The organism is Meiothermus sp. (assembly GCF_025060375.1).
Lineage (GTDB): Bacteria > Deinococcota > Deinococci > Deinococcales > Thermaceae > Meiothermus.
The window spans coordinates 19,511-35,998 of sequence record NZ_JANXCG010000094.1 but is presented as its reverse complement, the minus strand read 5'-3'; the positions used below and the strand labels follow the sequence as shown (position 1 = coordinate 35,998).

Genomic DNA, 16,488 nt, shown 5'->3' with positions numbered 1-16,488 from the left:
CCTGATGATGGCCACCATGTCCCGGTTCAAGATGCGGGCCCCCCGTGCTCGTGGTGAAGACTGCGCCCGTATCCTGGCACAGCCCGCCCTACGGGCTTCTTCCTCATACCAGCCATCCCCCTCTCCAGAGCTTTTCAGGAGGACCGGTGTGAAGGCGGAGGCCGGGCCGTGAGCACGGTGTCCTCCAGGGGAAGTCTACGGCCCTTTCCCCAGGGCTGGGTTTGCGCTAGGCTGGTGCATCATGCCCATCCGCGAGTTCCGCTTGGAAGACTACTCGAGCGTGCTGGCCCTGTGGCAAGCCGCAGGGTTGGAGCTCAATCCTTCGGACAGCTTTGAAGGGATAAAGCGAAAGCTCGAGCGCGACCCCGACCTGTTCTTGGTGGTGGAGGAAGACGGTCAGATTCTAGGAGCGCTGCTCGCGGGCTACGACGGGCGGCGGGGCTGGCTCTACCACATGGCCATCCACCCCTTCGGTCAGGGGCAGGGCTGGGGCAAGCGGATGATGGAGGAGCTCGAGGCCCGCCTGAGGGCCAAGGGCTGCTTGAAGCTGAATCTGCTGGTGGAGCCCTCGTACACCGGGGCCCAGGACTTCTTCGAGCGGCTGGGCTATCGCCGCGACGAGCTGATTTTCATGGAAAAGTGGCTGGGCTGAGCGGCTAAACCGCGCGGGAGCCAGTCCCTGTTCTGGAGGGCATGCTCTAGCAGCGGTGCTTGGGTCTGCTGGGCCTCAACTCCCCCTTCACCCCCCGCCCACCCGGAGCACCGCCGCCCCGTGCACCCGCCCCTCGCGCAGGGCATGCAGGGCCAAGTCGGCCTCCTCGAGGGCAAACGGCTGCACCTGGGGCCTTACCTTGGCCTGAGCGGCCAGCGCCAAGAACTCCTCGCCGTCCCGACGGGTCAGGTTGGCCACCGAGCGCACCGCTCGCTCCTCCCAAAGCAGGCGGTAGGGGAAGGCCGGTATCTCGCTCATGTGGATGCCTCCGCAGACCACCACCCCACCTTTGTCGACGGCCTGGAGGGCCTGGGGCACCAGGGCCCCCACCGGGGCGAAGATGAGGGCCGCGTCCAGCGGCTCGGGGGGCTTCTGGTCGGAGCCCCCGGCCCAAACCGCTCCCAGCCGCAGGGCGAGCTGCTGGGCCTGGGTGTCGCCGGGCCGGGTGAAGGCGTAGACCTTTTTCCCCTGAAATACGGCAACCTGGGCAATGAGGTGGGCGGCAGCCCCAAAGCCATAAAGCCCCAGCCGCTCCACCCCCGCCCCGGCCAGCCGGTAGGCCCGGTAGCCGATCAGGCCCGCACAGAGCAGGGGGGCCGCCTCCAGGTCGTCCAATCCCGGCGGCAGCGCAAAGCAGTAGTCCTCGTGGGCCAGGGTGTACTCGGCGTAGCCCCCGTCCAGGGTGTAGCCGGTGAAGCGGGCCTCTTCACAGAGGTTCTCCTGGCCCCTCAGGCAGTAGCGGCAGCGGCCACAGGTGTAGCCCAACCAGGGCACCCCCACCCGCTGGCCCAGCCGGAAGCGGCTGGCCTCCGGGCCCAGGGCCACTACCTCGCCCACAACCTCGTGCCCCAGCACCAAGGGCAGCTTGGGATGGGGCAGGTCGCCCTCGTAGATGTGCAGATCGGTGCGGCAAACCCCGCAGGCCCGCACCCGCAACAGCACCTGGCGGCCCTGGGGCTCTGGCAACCTCAGCTCCCCTAGGCGCAGGGGGTGGCCTACCCGCTCGAGGAGCATGGCCCGCGCAACCCGTTCCACGAAGGGATTTTCTTCCCCGCGCCGCCTGTGGGTCAAGGCCCTTCAGCGCAGGAAATCGAGCAGGGCCCTGAGGGTCTCGGCGGGGTTTTCCTCGCACAGGAAGTGGCCTGCCTCCACGGCCTCCCCCCGCACGTCCCAGGCGTACTCCCGCCAGGCCGCAATGGGGTCGCAGGTGCGGTGCACCACGCCCTTTCGGCCCCACAGCACCAGCAGAGGGCAGCGTATTCTCTCTGCGTCGGCAGCGTGGTGCTGTAGGTCTATGCTGGCAGCTGCGCGATAGTCCTCGCAGGTGGCGTGGATGGTGGCGGGGTCGCGGAAACAGCGCTCGTATTCAGCCAGGGCCTCGGGGGCAAAGGCCGAGAGGCCCGTCCCCCAGCCGCCCAGCTTCCGGTGCAAAAACCCAACGGGGTCAAAGCCAATCAGGCGCTCGGGGAAGCCCTTGGGCTGGGCTAGGAAAAACCAGTGGTAGTAGGCCAAGGCCAGTTCACGGCTCAAGTGGGCGAAGACGTAGGGGGTGGGAGCGATGTCCAACACCGCCAGCTTCAGCACCCGCTCGGGGTAATCGAGGGCCATGCGGTGACCCACCCGTCCACCCCGGTCGTGGCCCACCACCGAAAACCGCTCAAACCCCAGGGCCTGCATAACCTCAACCTGGTCCTGGGCCATCTGGCGCTTGCTGTAGTTCTGGTGGTCCGGGTCGCCCGGCGGCTTCTCGCTGTCGCCATAGCCGCGCAGGTCTGGGGCCACCACAGTGAAGTGCTCGGCCAGCGCGGGGGCCAGCCTGTGCCACATGGCGTGGGTCTGAGGATAGCCGTGAAGCAGCAGGAGGGGGGGGCCTTCCCCACCTTTGACCAGATGGATGCGCACCTGGGAGGTCTGAATGTCCATCCGCTGGAAGCCGTCGAACATCACCCAAGGCTACCAAAGCAACCCTACCCGGTCAGTGAGGGGGGCAGGAGGGAGATGAGCCGAGGCAGAGGCGCTTTTGCAGCGAGGGGCAGCTCCAATAATTCACTCTTCGAGACAGACTCACTTATTGATAAGAGATTTTTATATAAAAAGCCGGAATCAGGCTTGATGGCCCTCTTTACCTCCCCTACACTGGCCCCAAGGCTGACTTTGTGAAAGGAGACACATGAAAACCACCCTCAGCGCAACCGAGAACCCACAGGGGATGGCGCAGGCCCCAACGGGCATTGCGCACGGGGCAGCCACCCTAAAGAGGGCCGCAACCTCCCCAGGCGAGGCCAGGGCATAATGGGAGGAGAATGGTACGCCTTGCAGAACCTTACCAAGGGGCAGGCGTGCTCCCGCCCAACGACCCTCTGCGCTTCCAGCTCCACAACGAACTACACGCCCGCCCCACCCCGCACATCCGCCTACCCGCCTTGGTACTACAGGTAGCGGTGCGGCACGAGGAGGTGAGCCGGGAGGTGGAGCTCGAGCACCTCCGCCGCCTTTCGGGCCTGGGGGAGCTCGAGCTCGACCAGCTCGCGGGCACCTACCTGCGCCTGCGCCTCCCTGGAGGTTCGTTGCGCTGGGAGCGGCACACCGAGTTCAGCACCTATACCCTGGTGCAGGGCATGCCAAGCCTCGAGCCCAGCCCCGAGGCCGACCTGTTGGAACACCTGATCGTGGACCCGGCCTGGCTTCGGGGCATCCCGGGTCGCACCCTCTCAGCGGTGAAGCTTATCATGTTGCACGGTGCAGTGGAGGAGGCCCTGGAGATCGCCCGGCCCTGGTTCGGTGGGGGGCCGGTGGTGGCCTCGGTGATGGGCCGGGGTGGGCACAGCTGCGCCGTCACCGACTTTCGCCTGAGCCCAAACGGGTTCGAGCGCATCGTGGTGGTAGCCCCTCCGGGCACCAGCGAGGCCCGCGCAGGGCGCGTTGCCGCCCGGCTGTTGGAAATCGAGTCCTACCGGATGATGGCCCTGCTGGGCTTTCCGGTAGCGCGGGCCCTGCACCCCATGCTCTTCGACTCCGAGCAGGCTCTGGCCCAGATTACCGCCCGCATCCGCGACGAAACCAAGCCGGACGCCGAGCTGCTGGATGAACTCGAAGCCCTGGCAGCCCGCGTCGAGCACGCCATTGCCGAGCACAGCTACCGCTTCAGCGCCACCGCGGCCTACCACGCCCTGGTCAAGGCCCGCCTAGCCGAACTGCGCGAGACCCCCATCCCCGGCACCCAGACCATCGGGGAGTTCCTGCAGCGCCGCTTCAGCCCGGCCATGGCCACCGTGGAGTCCACCGCTGCCCGGCTTGCAGCCCTCTCCCAGCGCATTGAAAGGGCCGGGGCGCTCCTGCGTACCCGCGTGGACATCGCCCTGGAAACCCAGAGCCAGGAACTGCTGAACAAGCTTCGTCGCGGCCAGGAGCTGCAGTACCAGCTCCAGCGCACGGTAGAAGGCCTCTCCGTTGCGGCCATCTCTTACTATGTGGTAGGCCTGCTGTACTACCTCTTCAAGGCAGGTGAAAAGGCAGGCCTGCCCCTCTCCCCTGAGCTGGCCGCGGGGCTGGCCATCCCGGGCGTGGTGCTGGGGGTCTGGTGGCTTACCCGGCAGATCCACCGCCGCTTGACCCAAGGGGAGGGGCGGCGGTAGAGGTAGCCGCCCGATTCTCCAGACCCCAGGCAGCCGGTTTCAGGTGGCCTTACCGCGGGTGTTGATCTTGAGCAGGGCCCACAGAGGGCAGAAGTTGAGGCTGGCGGTAACCAGCAAAACCACCCCTAGAATCCCAAACACCCAGGCCCATCCACCGCTGCTGCCAAAAAAGGCGATGAGCAGGAAGACCACAGCCAGGATGTAACGAACCAGCCGTTCCGTGCTTCCGATGTTGGGAACCATAGCCCCCTCCTCTCTAGGGTAGGGACGGACGACCCCAGGTTACTCGTACCCGGCCAGCGCCAGATCGTCCCTGAGGGACTCCACCTCTACCTTACCCGCATACAGGTTGACCACCCTACCCTCCCTGTCCAACACGAACGTCCAGGGCTGCCCCAACACCCGGTAGCGGTTGGCCACCGCTGGGGGATTGTCCCCTCCGGGCAGGGCCACCAGCGGAAGGAAGGCAGGGTAGCTCTTCATGTATTCCCGCACCACCTGCTCGGTGTCGCGGGGCTCCCGGCTGATGACCACGAAGGGTACCTTGTACTCCTGGGCCAAGGCGTGCAGCTTGGGGAACTCGGCCCGGCAGATGGGGCACCAACTGGCCCAAAAGGTGATGACCACCGGCTTTCCCCTGAAGCTGGCTAGGGTGTAGACCTTGCCCGAGAGGTCGCGCAGGCGAAAGTCAGGGGCCACCTGCCCCTGGGTTGCCGCCAAGGCACCCAGCGCCAGGAACAAGGCTGCAAGCCAGGGTCTCATCACCGCCTCCGGATACCTGCGCGTTCAGCGTTAGAGAATACCAGGAGTCTTAGCAAGAAAGCAAGGTCTCCCATCACTTTCTACGCGGCCCACCAACGCGGGGTCTTGACCAGCCGCCCAAACCTAAGGCAGAGCCAACGACACGAGCTTGGTCTCCAGGAACTCCTCCAAGCCCCAGCGTCCTCCCTCGCGGCCCAGGCCGGAGTTCTTGTAGCCCCCAAAGGGTAGGTTGGAGCCCATCGCACTGGGCACGGGGTCGTTGACCCCCACGATGCCGTACTCGAGGGCCTCTGCCACCCTGAAGGCCCGGCCCAGGTCCCTCGTCCATATGTAGGCAGCCAATCCGTAGTCGGTGTTGTTGGCCCAGGCAATGGCCTGCTCCTCGTCTTCAAAGGGCATGATGGGCGCCACTGGGCCAAAGGTCTCCTCCTCCAAGATGCGCATGCCGGGTTGGACTCCAGTCAAGACAGTAGGCGCGTAGAGAAGGCCCCCCAAGGACCGCCCTCCTGTAGCCAGCCTGGCCCCTTTGGCGAGGGCGTCCTCCACATGGGCCACCACCTTATCTAGGCCCTGCTTGTCCACCAGGGGGCCAATCTGGGTACTGGGCTCCAGCGGGTCGCCCACCTTGAGGTTTGCTACCGCCTCCGCCAGGGCCTGGGCGTAGTCGGCCTCGAGGCGTCGGTGCACGTAAATGCGGTTGGTGGTGATACAGGTCTGACCGGTGTTGCGGTACTTGGAGAGGAGGGTGAACTCCACGGCCTTCTCCAGGTCAGCGTCCTCAAAGATGATAAAGGGAGCGTTGCCCCCCAGCTCCAGGGAAATGCGCTTTAGGGTATCGGCGGCCTGCCGGTAGAGGATTTTGCCCACCGGGGTAGAGCCGGTGAAGGTGATTTTGCGGATGCGCATATCCTCCATCAGGACCCTCGAAACCGGCACCGGGTCGGAGGCAGGCAGCACCTGAAGGGTTCCGGGCGGCCCCCCCGCCTCCTCCCAGAGCTTGGCCAGGTACAGGGCACAAAGCGGGGTCTGCTCGGCAGGTTTGACAATTACGCTGCACCCCACAGCTAGGGCCGGAGCGGCCTTGCGGGTGACCATGCTGGTGGGAAAGTTCCAAGGGGTCACCGCGTACACCGGCCCCACCGGCTCGTACAGGGCCATTGGGCGTTTGTGGGGAAAGCGCGAGTGGATGAGCTCACCGTTGACCCGAGGGGCCTCCTCAGCGCACCACTCCACAAAGCTAGCCGCGTACAGCACCTCTCCCTTAGCCTCGGTGATGGGCTTGCCCATCTCTAAAGCGGTCAGGCGGCCTAGCTCTTCCTGGTGGGCCACCAGCAGGTCATTCCACTTGCGCAGGATGCGCCCCCGCTCGAAGCCGGTACGCTTTTTCCATTCCCTGAAGGCCACCACCGCGGCATCGGCGGCCAGGCGGGCCTCCTCCTCACCGCAGTCGGAAACCTCGGCCAGCACTTCGCCGCTGTAGGGGCTGCGCACCGGGAAAGTGCGGGGGGTAGAGTGCCAGCGGCCATTCAGGTAGGCATGGGTGGGAAAGTTCAGGTCGGTGGGCATACTTCCAGCATACCCCTGGAGCTAACGGTTTCGGGCGGGGCTGATCAGCGCCTTCCAGTCCCGATCCACCATAAGGGGCAGGGGGTTGATCACCCGGTAGTCGCAGGTACGGCGGCTGCCTGAGTAGACCCCAAAGTGCAAATGGGGTGGGGTGGTGCGGGCGTTGCCGGTGTTGCCTACATAGCCAAGCAGGGTCTGGGGCGTGACCCGCTGACCCTCCTTCAAGCCTGGGGCGTAGCGGTCGAGATGGGCGTAGTAGTAGCGCCGGCCCCCTGGCCCCACCACGAAGACGTAAAGCCCTCCCCGCTGACCGTGGCCGATTCGCCAGACAAACCCGTGGGTCGCGGAGTAGACCGGAGTGCCGCGGGGCGCGAAGATATCCTGGCCCTCGTGAACGCGCCAACCGGCCCGGGGGGCTCCAAAGGTGTCGGTCACCTGCCGCACCCGAACGCCCTGCACCGGCATCGGAAGGCGCGTGTCGGGCTCCTTGGGCAGGCGCTGAAGGTAGTCCTGGAGCCTTTTCCAGTACTGGGCCCAGCGCTCCTCCTGCCGCTCGGCCCCAGGGCGGGGGGCCGGCCGGTTGAGGGGGGGCGGGTTGCAGATCCGACCCGGTTCAGCGTCGGACTCGGCGGTCTGGGCCAGGGCAGGAAACCCCCAGAGCAGGCCCAACGTCAGCCACAGCGCACGCATGGGTTTAGTCTCTCCAGCCAAGATGAGGCTTGGTAAAAAGGGACTCTCACAAACCGAGCCCCGAATAGGTGTTGGGCCCCCGCAGGGTCCTTGGGGTAAGCTGGGGGCCATGGGGATTCAGGTGGATGTGCTGGTGGGGGCTGAGATAGAGCCCTTTATCCCTGAGTTGGCGCGGCTACGCATCCTGGTCTTCCGCGAGTGGCCCTACCTGTACGAGGGCAGCCTCGAGTACGAGGCGCGCTATCTGGCTAAGTTTTCCTCCCTGCCGGAAGGCACCCTGGTGCTGGTGCGGGATGGCGAGCGGGTGGTTGGCGCTTCCACCGCGCTGCCCCTGGCTGAGGCCGAGCCTGAGTTTCAAGAACCCTTCCTGCGCGCCGGGCTCGAGCCCAGCAATTGGTACTACTTTGGCGAGTCCGTGCTGGAACCGGCCTACCGGAGGCGTGGGTTGGGAGCGGAGTTCTTCCGACAGCGCGAGGCCCGGGCCCGGGAACTGGGCTATGCCCAGGTGACCTTCTGCGCCGTAGAGCGCCCCCCTGAGCACCCCCTCAAGCCCGCAGGCTACGTTCCGCTGGACGGGTTCTGGAGCCGGCGGGGGTATACCAGGCGGCCTGACCTGCGGGCCTACTTCCCCTGGAAAGACCTGGGGGAGGCACAAGAGACACCCAAACCCATGGTCTTCTGGGTCAAATCCCTGGATGGGGCAGCCCTACCATAAGGGCCTCAGGCGCGCAACTGTTTCACGCCCCCCCCAACCACAACCCACCTACTCAAAGGGCAATTCCCGGCCGCACCTCCGGGAAACCCTCAGGTTGCCCACAGACTTATCCACAGGAGCCCTGGGGTTATCCACAGAGTTATCCACAGCCCCCTGTGGAAAACCCTAAAGAAAAGATGAGGGGGATTTTCACCTCCGACCCATCTCGGTGGGAAAGCATGGGGGCACGTATGCCCAACGAACCCGGCCGCCTCCAAAAGGGTCTTCTGCGCTACGTAGCCGGCCTGCTCAACCGCTGCCCCCACTGGGTAGCCGCCCCCGCGTCCGGGCAGGACTGCATCCTGGCCCGCTCACCAAGCGGGGTACACTACCGGATCGAGGCACACACCTCCCTCTCAAAAGCCCGGGCCGTCCTGGCGGCCGGACCCCGCCCCAACGAAAGGCTCATCCTGATCCTGCTTTCGGAAGCGCCGCAGGATCTTGCCCTCCCAGCAGGGGTACACCTTTGGACTCTGAGCGAGCTGGACTACCTGATCATGGCGGCCGACCTCGAGTCCAACGCCCCTCTGGCCCACTTAGGCCTCGAGGTTGAACCCCCCCAGGTGGCCCTCTCTACCCACACCCCTATCGCCCAGCGCGCCACCCAGGGGTACTGACCCGTCCCTCCCCCACCCCCTTGGGGGGTGCGGGGAGGTTGGGGGGCCATACCCTCCGGAAACCGCTTTGCCAGGTTCCTCCTTGCGCCCCCGCTCTAGGGGCAAGGCAAAGGGAGTCCTGCTCCGGCGGGGCCGACGTCCCCAGGGCGTCCGCATCCCGGCAGGGCCTGGTGCCACAAAAGGTCGCCTGCCGGAAGGGCACAGACCGGCAACCCAACGGCAACAAGCGGTTCCTCCCTGGATAAAGCTTGCCCAAGCCCCAACCCAACCTTATACTCTGGGGAAACTCTTGCGTGCAGCGGAACCACCTTGGGTATGGGCGCGCTTGATGGAGTACGGGTGCTCGAGCTAGGCAGCTTTATTGCCGGTCCCTTCGCCGGACAGCTCCTCGCCGACCACGGCGCAGAGGTAATCAAGGTAGAACCCCCGGAGGGCGACGCGATGCGCCGCTGGGGGGTGCGGCTCAAGGAGGGGGAGTCCCTTTGGTGGCCGGTTATTGGGCGCAACAAGAAGAGCGTGGTGCTTGACCTGCGCACCGAGCGGGGCCGCCGGCTGGCCCGGGAGCTGGCCCGGCGGGTGGACGTGCTTTTGGAAAACTTCCGGCCTGGGGTGCTGGAACGGCTCGGGCTAAAGCCAGAGGAGCTGATGGCAGACAACCCCCGGCTCATCGTGGCCCGGGTCTCGGGCTTCGGGCAGAGCGGCCCCTACCGGGACCGCGCGGGCTTCGGCAGCGTGGCCGAGGCCATGGGGGGGCTGCGCTACCTCACCGGCTTTCCCGACCGACCCCCACCCCGGGTAGGCCTCTCCATCGGTGACACCCTAGCCGGGCTGTTCACCGCCTTCGGCGTGCTGGCCGCGCTGCGGGCACGGGAGCAGACCGGGCGGGGGCAGATTGTGGACGTGGGCCTCACGGACGCAGTGGTGGCGGTTTTGGAGAGCGTGCTCACCGAGTACAGCGCCCTGGGGGTGGTGCGCGAGCGCACCGGAAACATCCTGCCGGGGGTGGCCCCCTCCAACCTCTACCCCACCCGGGAGGGCCGCTACATCCAGATTGGGGCCAACGCCGACGGCCCCTTTGCCCGGCTGTGCCAGGCCATGGGCCGCCCCGAGCTGGCCCAAGACCCCCGCTTCGCCACCCACGAGGCCCGCGGGGAGCACCAAACCCTGCTGGACCAGCTCATCGCCGAGTGGACGCGCAGCCTGAGCCTGGAGGAGCTGGACCGGCTCCTGGCCGAGCACGGGGTCCCCGCAGGACCGGTCAACAGCGCCCGGGAGGTGGTCCAAGACCCTCACTTCCGCGAGCGGGGAACCCTGCTGGAGGTGGACACCCCGCTGGGCCGGCTGGTCATGCAGGGGGTGGTGCCGAAGCTGTCGGATACCCCGGGGGCTGTCGCCTGGGCAGGCCCGCCGCTGGGCGCCCACACCGCAAGCGTGCTGCGGGAATTTGGCCTGGAGGATAGGGAAGGGGCGCCTTATGGTTGAACCGAGGGTCAAAACAGCTGTGGAGCTCCGGGGCCTGACCGTGCGCTTTGGCGATTACACGGCGGTGCAGGGGGTAGACCTCGAGGTGGCGGAAGGGGAGTTCCTGGCCCTGGTGGGGCCCACGGGTTGCGGGAAGAGCACCATCCTGAACGTGGTGGCCGGGCTCCTGCCCCCTTCTGCCGGCGAGGTCTACACCATGGGTGAGCCGGTAGAGGGGCCCAATCGGAGGGCCGGCTACCTGTTCCAGCAGGACGCCCTGCTGCCCTGGAAGACAGCCCTGGACAACATCGCCATGGGCCTGGTGTTCCGCGGGGTCCCGCTTAGAGAGGCCCGTGAGCGCGCCAGGCCCTGGCTCGAGCGGGTCGGGCTGGCCCGCTTCAGCGACCGCTACCCGCACCAGCTCTCCGGCGGAATGAAAAAGCGGGTCGGGCTGGCCCAGGTGCTCATCACCAACCCCCGGCTGTTGCTGATGGACGAACCCTTCTCGGCGCTGGACGTGCAGACCCGCCACCTGATGGAGAACCTGCTTCTGGACCTATGGCAGGAGGACCGCAAGTCGGTCATCTTCATCACCCACGACCTCGAGGAGGCCATCGCCCTGGCCGACCGGGTGGTGGTGCTCTCGGCAGGCCCGGCCAGCCGGCCCATCGGGAGCTTCCACATCCCACTGCGGCGGCCCCGCGATGTGGCAGAGGTCCGGCTCACGGAGGAGTTTTTGAGCATCCACCAGGAGATCTGGTCGCTGTTGCGGGGGGAGGTGCAGAAGAGTTATGCCCAACAAGGCTAGGGTGCGCTTATGGCAGCTCGGTATCCTGCTGGCCTTCCTGGGGCTTTGGGAGTGGGGGGCCCGCACCGGCCGCCTGGACAAGCTCTACTTTGCCCAGCCCAGCGAGATTGCCGCCCGGATTGTCAAGTGGTTCAGCGAGGGCGAGATTTACCGGCACCTTTGGGTGACCTCGGTGGAAATGCTCCTGGCCTTCGCCATCGGCACCTTGCTCGGGGTGGCGATGGGGCTCTGGCTGGCCCTCTCCCCCCCGGTGGCGGCGGTGCTGGACCCCTACATCAAGGCGCTCAACTCCATTCCCCGGGTTCTGCTGGCCCCCATCTTCACCATCTGGTTTGGCCTGGGGATGCTCAAGATGATCGCCCTGGGCATCACCCTGGTCTTCTTCGTGGCCTTCTTCAACACCTACCAGGGGGTGCGGGAGGTTAACCCAGTGGTGCTGGCCAACGCCCGGATGTTGGGTGCCGACGGGAGCAGGCTACTCCGGCACGTCTACCTGCCCTCGGCGGCGAGCTGGATTTTCAGCTCGCTGCGCACCTCCATCGGCTTTGCGGTGATTGGTGCGGTGATCGGCGAGTACCTGGGTTCAGCCGCGGGGCTTGGCTATGTTATCCAGCAGGCCGAAGGGGTCTTCGACACCACCGGCGTCTTTGCCGGAATCGCGGTGCTGATGGCCTTTGTGCTGGTACTCGACCACCTGGTGAGCCGGGTAGAGGCTAGGCTACTGCGCTGGCGGCCCCAGGCGGTCGAAAACCAAGTGTAGGAGGACGCGATGAGGAAAATCCTGCTACTGGTCTTCGGGTTGGTGCTTCTTCTGGGGATGGCCTTCGCCCAGCAGCGGCGGGTGGTTTTGGCAGTGGGGGGGAAGACCGCGGTGGTCTACCTGCCGCTTACGTTGGTGGAGCGGCTCGGCTACTTCCAGCAGGAAGGCCTGGAGGTGGTGATCCAGGACCTGCAGGCGGGCTCGCGGGCCCTGGCCGCCCTCAACGGCGGCTCCGCCGACGTGGTGATGGGCTTTTACGACCACACCATCCAGATGCAGGCCCAGGGCCGCGACATCACGGCCTTCGTGGAGGTGGGGCGCTACCCTGGGGTGGTGCTGGGCGTGCGAACCGACCTAGAGAGAGTTCAGGGCATCGCCGACCTCAAGGGCATGCGGGTGGGGGTGACCGCACCCGGCTCATCCACCAACTTCTACCTCAACCACTGGCTCATCAAGGCCGGTCTCCGGCCCACCGACGTGGCGGTGATCGGGGTGGGCACCGGCGCCCAAGCGGTAGCGGCGGTGGAGCGGCGCCAAATTGACGCCATCGTCAACGTGGACCCGGCCATCACCCTGCTCCAGCGGCGCGGTCTGATCCGGGTGCTGGCCGATACCCGCACGGCCCAGGGGGCCCGGGCGGTCTTCGGCGGGGAGTACCCTGCGGCGGTGCTCTACACCACCCGGGGATGGCTCGAGCGCAACCCCGAGACCGCCCAAAAACTGGTCAACGCGATGGTCCGGGGCCTGCGCTGGATGCAGGGCAAAAGCGCTGAGGAGATCGCCCGGGTACTCCCCGAGGAGTACTTCTTGGGCGACCGGGAACTCTACCTGCAGGTGCTCAGGAACTCCACAGAGATGTTCTCCAAAACAGGCCGTTTCAGCGACAGCGCCCCCTTGCGTCCTCTGGTGGTGCTCTCCGGCTTCGATGAGGCGGTGGCCCGGTCGCAGATTGACCTCAAAAAAACCTACACCAACGCCTTTGTGGACCGGGTGCCCAAGCCCTAAGGGCTCCTCTGGTATAAGCTTTAGGCATGGTGAAACCCGTACAGACCCCCAAGGCCCCTCAGGCCATCGGCCCCTACAGCCAGGCTATCGTGGCGGGGGGGATGGTCTTTTGCTCCGGCCAGATACCGCTTACCCCCTCGGGGGAGCTGGTTGAGGGCGGCGTGGAGGCCCAGACCCACCAGGTGATGCGCAACCTGGCCGCGGTGCTGGAGGCGGCCGGGAGCTCCTGGGAGAAGGTGGTGCAAACCACCTGCTACCTGGCCGATATGGACGACTTCCCGGCCTTCAACCAAGTCTACGCCCAGTACGTGCGCGAGCCCTACCCTGCCCGCGCCACGGTGCAGGTGGCCCGCCTGCCCCGCAACGTGAGGGTTGAGGTGGCCTGCATCGCCCTCCTATGAGCCTCTACGAGCGCTTTCTGGCCCAAGACGCCCGCGCACTGGCCCGGGCCATCACCCTGGTAGAGGCCGGCTACCCCGAAGGGCAGGCCTTGCTGCGGCGGCTCCGGGGCCAGGGCAGGGCCCGGGTGGTGGGCCTCACCGGAAGCCCTGGGGCCGGCAAGAGCAGCCTCACCGACCGGCTCATCGAGGAGGCCCGCAAGCGGGGTGAGCGGGTTGCGGTGCTGGCGGTGGACCCCAGCAGCCCCTTCACCGGCGGGGCCATCCTGGGCGACCGTATCCGCATGATGCGCCACCACCAAGACCCCATGGTCTACATCCGCTCCCTGGCCAGCCGGGGGGCACTGGGCGGGCTGGCTGGGGCCACCGTGGCCACCCTGACCCTGCTCGAGGCCTTCGGCTTTGACCGCATCTTCGTGGAAACTGTAGGGGTGGGGCAAAGCGAGGTAGATATCGCCAGGGTAGCCGACACCACGGTACTGGTGCTCACCCCTGCAGCAGGGGATGCGGTGCAGGCCTTCAAGGCCGGAGTGATGGAGATCGCGGATGTCTTTGTGGTCAACAAGTTTGACCTACCCGGAGGAGAGCGCATCGTACAGGAACTCAAAACCACCCTGGAGCTGGCCGCTCCTCGCCCGGGGGGCTGGAAGCCACCGGTGCTCACCGCGGTGGCCCCCAAGGCCGAAGGCATCCCCGAGCTGTTTGAGGCCATAGAGGCTCATCACCAGCACCTGCTTGCGCACGGCCTGCTCGAGGCCGACCGGCTCGAGCGGGCGCGGTTTGAGGTGGAGAGCGTGATCCAGGAGTGGGGCCGCCGCAAGACCCAGGAGGGCCAGGCCCTAATCGCCCGGGTGGCCCGGGGGGAGTTGAGCCCGGAGGAGGCAGCCATGGAGCTGATGGGTCTCCCCCGCGGTGTGGGAACCGGATAGGAACCCGTGCGCCTTCTGGCCGTCTTCGCCCACCCCGACGACGAGTCGTTCTTCTGCGGGGGTACCCTGGCCTGGTGCGCCTCCATGGGCCACTCGGTCTACCTGGTCTGCGCCACCCGGGGGGAGCAGGGGGAGATCCGCCACCCGGACATAGACCCTGGCCGCTACCCCAAGGGGGAGGCCCGGGGACGGCTGCGGCAGGCTGAACTGGAGGCCGCCTGCCAGGTTTTGGGCCTGAAGCCGCCCATCTTTTTGGGCTATCAGGACTCGGGGTATCCGCTCGAGGTGGCCCAGGCCAACCCCCGGGGCCTCATCCACCAAAGCCTGGAGGAGGTGGAGGAAGCGGTGCTGGAGCAGATCGTGCGGCTCCGGCCCCATGTGGTCATCGGCTTTGACCCGAAGGGCTACTACGGCCACCCAGACCACATCCACCTCCACCGGGCCACCCTGGGGGCCTTCTGGCGAGCCGGCAACCGGATGGACGAGCCCCCCCGGCGCCTGTTCTTCCCAGTGCGACCCAGGGAGCGGGTGGCCCGGACCCGCTTTGACCCCGACCGCTATGGGGTATCCTCCGATTCCATCGCGGTGCGGGTGGACGTGCGGCCCCACGCCCAGACCATCCGGGCAGCGCTCCTGGCCCACCGCTCCCAAATCGGGCCAGAGGAGGGCTTCGAGCGGATTCTGGAGGACTGGCCGGGGCTTTTGGAGGAGGAGTGCTTCGCCCTGGGAGGGCTCCGCGGGGCCTTCCCAAAGGAACCCCTAGACCTGCTGGCGGGGCTCTGAGCCCCTACAGCGCGGTCAAAAGCTGGTCCCTCCCCTCCTCCATCCGCCGCTGCCGCTCCTCCTGGGTCCACCCCAGCTCCTTCCCCAGAAGCTCCCCTACCCGTGCCAAGGCGGCCAGGGCAGCCTGGGTATCCAGGAAAGCCAGCCGGGTGCGGCGGGCCAGAACGTCCAGAGGGGTCTGGGCCATCTCAAAGCGGGCTGCGTAGACCACCTCAGCCTCCAGGTAAGGCCAGCCCTCCACCAGGGGCGCCCCGTAGCCCTCCAGGGCGAGCTGGGCCACCTGGGGGGCCCGGGCCCCGTAGGCCTGGTGCAGGTGCTGGGCCACCTGGGGAGGAAGACCTATCTCCTCAAGCCTTCGGGCGCCCTCCGGGTCAAACCCCTGCCCGCCCACCAAAGGGGTCTCCGCGCTCCGGGAAGGCCCCGCCTGGAGCCCCAACCGGCCTACCGCGTAATCCACCAGGTCCTGGGCCATCTTGCGGTAGGTGGTCCACTTACCCCCAACCAGGCTGATGAGGCCCGAGGGGCGCTCCTCTATCAGGTGGTCGCGGGCCAGCCGGGCGGTATCGGCGGCCCCCCGGGCCACCAGCGGCCGCAAACCCGACCAGGCCGCACGCACCGCCGAGCGGGGTATCTCGCCCAGGTAGGGGCGTACCTGGCGCAGGATGTAGCCCACCTCCTCCTCGCTCACCGGGGGATGGTCGTGGAGCGCCGAGGGGTTGTCGGTGGTGCCCACCAGGGTTGCACCCCGCCAGGGTAGCACGAAGAGCACCCGCCCGTCCTCGGTCCTGGGCACCAGCAGGCCGGTCTGCGGGGGAGTGTACTTTCCGTCCAGCACCAGGTGCACCCCGGAACTCGGGGCGATGATGGGGGGAGCCTCGGGGTCGTCCATCCGCCTCAGGGCATCGGCGAAGGGCCCGGTGGCGTTGACCACCCCGCGGGCCATGACCTCCACCTCCCGCCCCCCGAGGCGGTCCTGCACCACCGCTCCGGCGAGCCGTCCGCCAACCTTGACAAGCCCGGTCACCCGCGCGTGGTTGAGCACCACCGCCCCGTGGGCCAGGGCGGTGAGGGCCAGCTCCAGGTTGTACCGGGCGTCGTCGAACTGACCATCCTGGTAGGCCACCGCCCCTTTGAGTCCCACCGGGTTGAGGGCGGGAAAAAGCTCCAGGGCCTCCCGCCTAGGGGTCAGCCGTGCCGGAGCCAGGCGGGCCTTGCCAGCCAAGAGGTCGTACAGCTTGAGGCCTAGGTAGTAGTAGGGCAGCTCGAGGGGCCGGTAAAGCGGGGTGAGCAGCCACAGGGGGCGCGCCAGATGGGGGGCCAGCCGAAGCAGGATGGCCCGCTCCCGAAGGGCGTCCCGCACCAGGTTGAGCTGCACCGGGTCCCGGGTCTTCACCGCAAGCTCCAAATACCGCACCCCTCCGTGGATAAGCTTGGTGCTGCGGCTCGAGGTGCCTTCGGCAAAGTCGTAGCGCTCCACCAGGGCCACCCGAAGGCCCCGCAAGGCCGCTTCAAGAGCCACCCCGGCCCCGCTGGCCCCTCCACCCACCACCAGCAGGTCAAAGGTCTCCTGGGCAAGCCGATCCAACAGTTCGGCGCGGTCCATAGGCT

18 protein-coding genes are annotated in these 16,488 nt (G+C 67.0%); 11 read left to right on the top strand and 7 right to left on the bottom strand.

Annotated elements, in window-relative coordinates:
• Window positions 1-241 precede the first annotated feature (241 nt).
• The gene (locus NZ849_RS11980; protein WP_295407912.1) at window positions 242-652 is read left to right on the top strand and encodes a GNAT family acetyltransferase; all 411 of its coding nucleotides are present in this window, start codon (window positions 242-244) and stop codon (window positions 650-652) included.
• Window positions 653-739: 87 nt separating this feature from the next.
• Here NZ849_RS11980 and NZ849_RS11975 read toward each other — a convergent pair whose 3' ends face one another.
• Window positions 740-1,747 carry a zinc-dependent alcohol dehydrogenase family protein gene (locus NZ849_RS11975; protein WP_295407909.1) on the bottom strand — a complete coding sequence of 336 codons (1,008 nt, stop codon included), beginning with the start codon at window positions 1,745-1,747 and terminating at the stop codon, window positions 740-742.
• 42 nt (window positions 1,748-1,789) lie between these two features.
• Complete coding sequence (locus NZ849_RS11970; RefSeq protein WP_295407906.1) at window positions 1,790-2,656, bottom strand: alpha/beta fold hydrolase; 867 nt, start codon at window positions 2,654-2,656, stop codon at window positions 1,790-1,792.
• A gap of 359 nt (window positions 2,657-3,015) precedes the next feature.
• Between NZ849_RS11970 and NZ849_RS11965 the strand changes: the two genes are divergently transcribed.
• Window positions 3,016-4,347, top strand: a complete 1,332-nt coding sequence (locus NZ849_RS11965) for a DUF3422 family protein (RefSeq protein WP_295407903.1) — start codon at window positions 3,016-3,018, stop codon at window positions 4,345-4,347.
• 39 nt (window positions 4,348-4,386) lie between these two features.
• Here NZ849_RS11965 and NZ849_RS11960 read toward each other — a convergent pair whose 3' ends face one another.
• The 4 genes from NZ849_RS11960 to NZ849_RS11945 form a co-directional block, all read right to left on the bottom strand.
• Window positions 4,387-4,590 (bottom strand): DUF2892 domain-containing protein, encoded by a 204-nt coding sequence (locus tag NZ849_RS11960; protein ID WP_295407900.1) that lies wholly within the window; start codon window positions 4,588-4,590, stop codon window positions 4,387-4,389.
• Between the two features lie 39 nt (window positions 4,591-4,629).
• Entirely contained in the window at window positions 4,630-5,109 is a 480-nt protein-coding gene (locus tag NZ849_RS11955; RefSeq protein ID WP_295407897.1) for a TlpA disulfide reductase family protein, read from the bottom strand.
• Between the two features lie 123 nt (window positions 5,110-5,232).
• The gene (locus NZ849_RS11950) at window positions 5,233-6,675 is read right to left on the bottom strand and encodes an NAD-dependent succinate-semialdehyde dehydrogenase (protein ID WP_295407894.1); all 1,443 of its coding nucleotides are present in this window, start codon (window positions 6,673-6,675) and stop codon (window positions 5,233-5,235) included.
• 21 nt (window positions 6,676-6,696) lie between these two features.
• Window positions 6,697-7,365: a M23 family metallopeptidase gene (locus tag NZ849_RS11945; protein WP_295407892.1), complete on the bottom strand. Its 669-nt coding sequence runs from the start codon at window positions 7,363-7,365 to the stop codon at window positions 6,697-6,699.
• 109 nt (window positions 7,366-7,474) lie between these two features.
• Here NZ849_RS11945 and NZ849_RS11940 point away from each other — a divergent pair, with 109 nt between their 5' ends.
• The 9 genes from NZ849_RS11940 (at window position 7,475) to NZ849_RS11900 (ending at window position 14,880) form a co-directional block, all read left to right on the top strand.
• The gene (locus NZ849_RS11940; protein ID WP_295407889.1) at window positions 7,475-8,080 is read left to right on the top strand and encodes a GNAT family N-acetyltransferase; all 606 of its coding nucleotides are present in this window, start codon (window positions 7,475-7,477) and stop codon (window positions 8,078-8,080) included.
• Window positions 8,081-8,310: 230 nt separating this feature from the next.
• On the top strand, window positions 8,311-8,736 hold the full coding sequence (locus NZ849_RS11935) for a hypothetical protein (protein ID WP_295407885.1): 426 nt from the start codon (window positions 8,311-8,313) through the stop codon (window positions 8,734-8,736).
• A 315-nt stretch (window positions 8,737-9,051) separates the two neighbouring features.
• Window positions 9,052-10,218: a CoA transferase gene (locus NZ849_RS11930; protein WP_295407882.1), complete on the top strand. Its 1,167-nt coding sequence runs from the start codon at window positions 9,052-9,054 to the stop codon at window positions 10,216-10,218.
• Window positions 10,211-11,005 carry an ABC transporter ATP-binding protein gene (locus tag NZ849_RS11925; protein ID WP_295407879.1) on the top strand — a complete coding sequence of 265 codons (795 nt, stop codon included), beginning with the start codon at window positions 10,211-10,213 and terminating at the stop codon, window positions 11,003-11,005. The genes NZ849_RS11930 and NZ849_RS11925 overlap by 8 nt, the downstream gene beginning before the upstream one ends.
• Window positions 10,989-11,765, top strand: a complete 777-nt coding sequence (locus NZ849_RS11920) for an ABC transporter permease (RefSeq protein ID WP_295407877.1) — start codon at window positions 10,989-10,991, stop codon at window positions 11,763-11,765. Before NZ849_RS11925 ends, NZ849_RS11920 begins: the two co-directional genes overlap by 17 nt.
• A 9-nt stretch (window positions 11,766-11,774) precedes the next feature.
• A complete protein-coding gene (locus NZ849_RS11915) occupies window positions 11,775-12,770 on the top strand; it encodes an ABC transporter substrate-binding protein (RefSeq protein ID WP_295407874.1) in 996 nt (331 codons plus the stop codon).
• Window positions 12,771-12,799: 29 nt separating this feature from the next.
• Window positions 12,800-13,171: a RidA family protein gene (locus tag NZ849_RS11910; protein ID WP_295407916.1), complete on the top strand. Its 372-nt coding sequence runs from the start codon at window positions 12,800-12,802 to the stop codon at window positions 13,169-13,171.
• The gene (gene meaB, locus NZ849_RS11905) at window positions 13,168-14,097 is read left to right on the top strand and encodes a methylmalonyl Co-A mutase-associated GTPase MeaB (protein WP_295407871.1); all 930 of its coding nucleotides are present in this window, start codon (window positions 13,168-13,170) and stop codon (window positions 14,095-14,097) included. The genes NZ849_RS11910 and meaB overlap by 4 nt, the downstream gene beginning before the upstream one ends.
• Before the next feature lie 6 nt (window positions 14,098-14,103).
• The gene (locus NZ849_RS11900; protein WP_295407868.1) at window positions 14,104-14,880 is read left to right on the top strand and encodes a PIG-L deacetylase family protein; all 777 of its coding nucleotides are present in this window, start codon (window positions 14,104-14,106) and stop codon (window positions 14,878-14,880) included.
• Between the two features lie 4 nt (window positions 14,881-14,884).
• Here the strand turns inward: NZ849_RS11900 and NZ849_RS11895 are convergent, their stop codons facing one another.
• Window positions 14,885-16,483, bottom strand: a complete 1,599-nt coding sequence (locus NZ849_RS11895; RefSeq protein WP_295407865.1) for a glycerol-3-phosphate dehydrogenase/oxidase — start codon at window positions 16,481-16,483, stop codon at window positions 14,885-14,887.
• Between the last annotated feature and the right edge of the window lie 5 nt (window positions 16,484-16,488).

Coding starts and splice junctions, on each gene's coding strand:
- NZ849_RS11980 (WP_295407912.1), top strand. CDS start 242: ATGCCCATCCGCGAGTTCCGCTTGGAAGACTACTCGAGCGTGCTGGCC.
- NZ849_RS11970 (WP_295407906.1), bottom strand. CDS start 2,656: ATGTTCGACGGCTTCCAGCGGATGGACATTCAGACCTCCCAGGTGCGC.
- NZ849_RS11965 (WP_295407903.1), top strand. CDS start 3,016: ATGGTACGCCTTGCAGAACCTTACCAAGGGGCAGGCGTGCTCCCGCCC.
- NZ849_RS11960 (WP_295407900.1), bottom strand. CDS start 4,590: ATGGTTCCCAACATCGGAAGCACGGAACGGCTGGTTCGTTACATCCTG.
- NZ849_RS11955 (WP_295407897.1), bottom strand. CDS start 5,109: ATGAGACCCTGGCTTGCAGCCTTGTTCCTGGCGCTGGGTGCCTTGGCG.
- NZ849_RS11950 (WP_295407894.1), bottom strand. CDS start 6,675: ATGCCCACCGACCTGAACTTTCCCACCCATGCCTACCTGAATGGCCGC.
- NZ849_RS11945 (WP_295407892.1), bottom strand. CDS start 7,365: ATGCGTGCGCTGTGGCTGACGTTGGGCCTGCTCTGGGGGTTTCCTGCC.
- NZ849_RS11940 (WP_295407889.1), top strand. CDS start 7,475: ATGGGGATTCAGGTGGATGTGCTGGTGGGGGCTGAGATAGAGCCCTTT.
- NZ849_RS11935 (WP_295407885.1), top strand. CDS start 8,311: ATGCCCAACGAACCCGGCCGCCTCCAAAAGGGTCTTCTGCGCTACGTA.
- NZ849_RS11930 (WP_295407882.1), top strand. CDS start 9,052: ATGGGCGCGCTTGATGGAGTACGGGTGCTCGAGCTAGGCAGCTTTATT.
- NZ849_RS11925 (WP_295407879.1), top strand. CDS start 10,211: ATGGTTGAACCGAGGGTCAAAACAGCTGTGGAGCTCCGGGGCCTGACC.
- NZ849_RS11920 (WP_295407877.1), top strand. CDS start 10,989: ATGCCCAACAAGGCTAGGGTGCGCTTATGGCAGCTCGGTATCCTGCTG.
- NZ849_RS11915 (WP_295407874.1), top strand. CDS start 11,775: ATGAGGAAAATCCTGCTACTGGTCTTCGGGTTGGTGCTTCTTCTGGGG.
- meaB (WP_295407871.1), top strand. CDS start 13,168: ATGAGCCTCTACGAGCGCTTTCTGGCCCAAGACGCCCGCGCACTGGCC.
- NZ849_RS11895 (WP_295407865.1), bottom strand. CDS start 16,483: ATGGACCGCGCCGAACTGTTGGATCGGCTTGCCCAGGAGACCTTTGAC.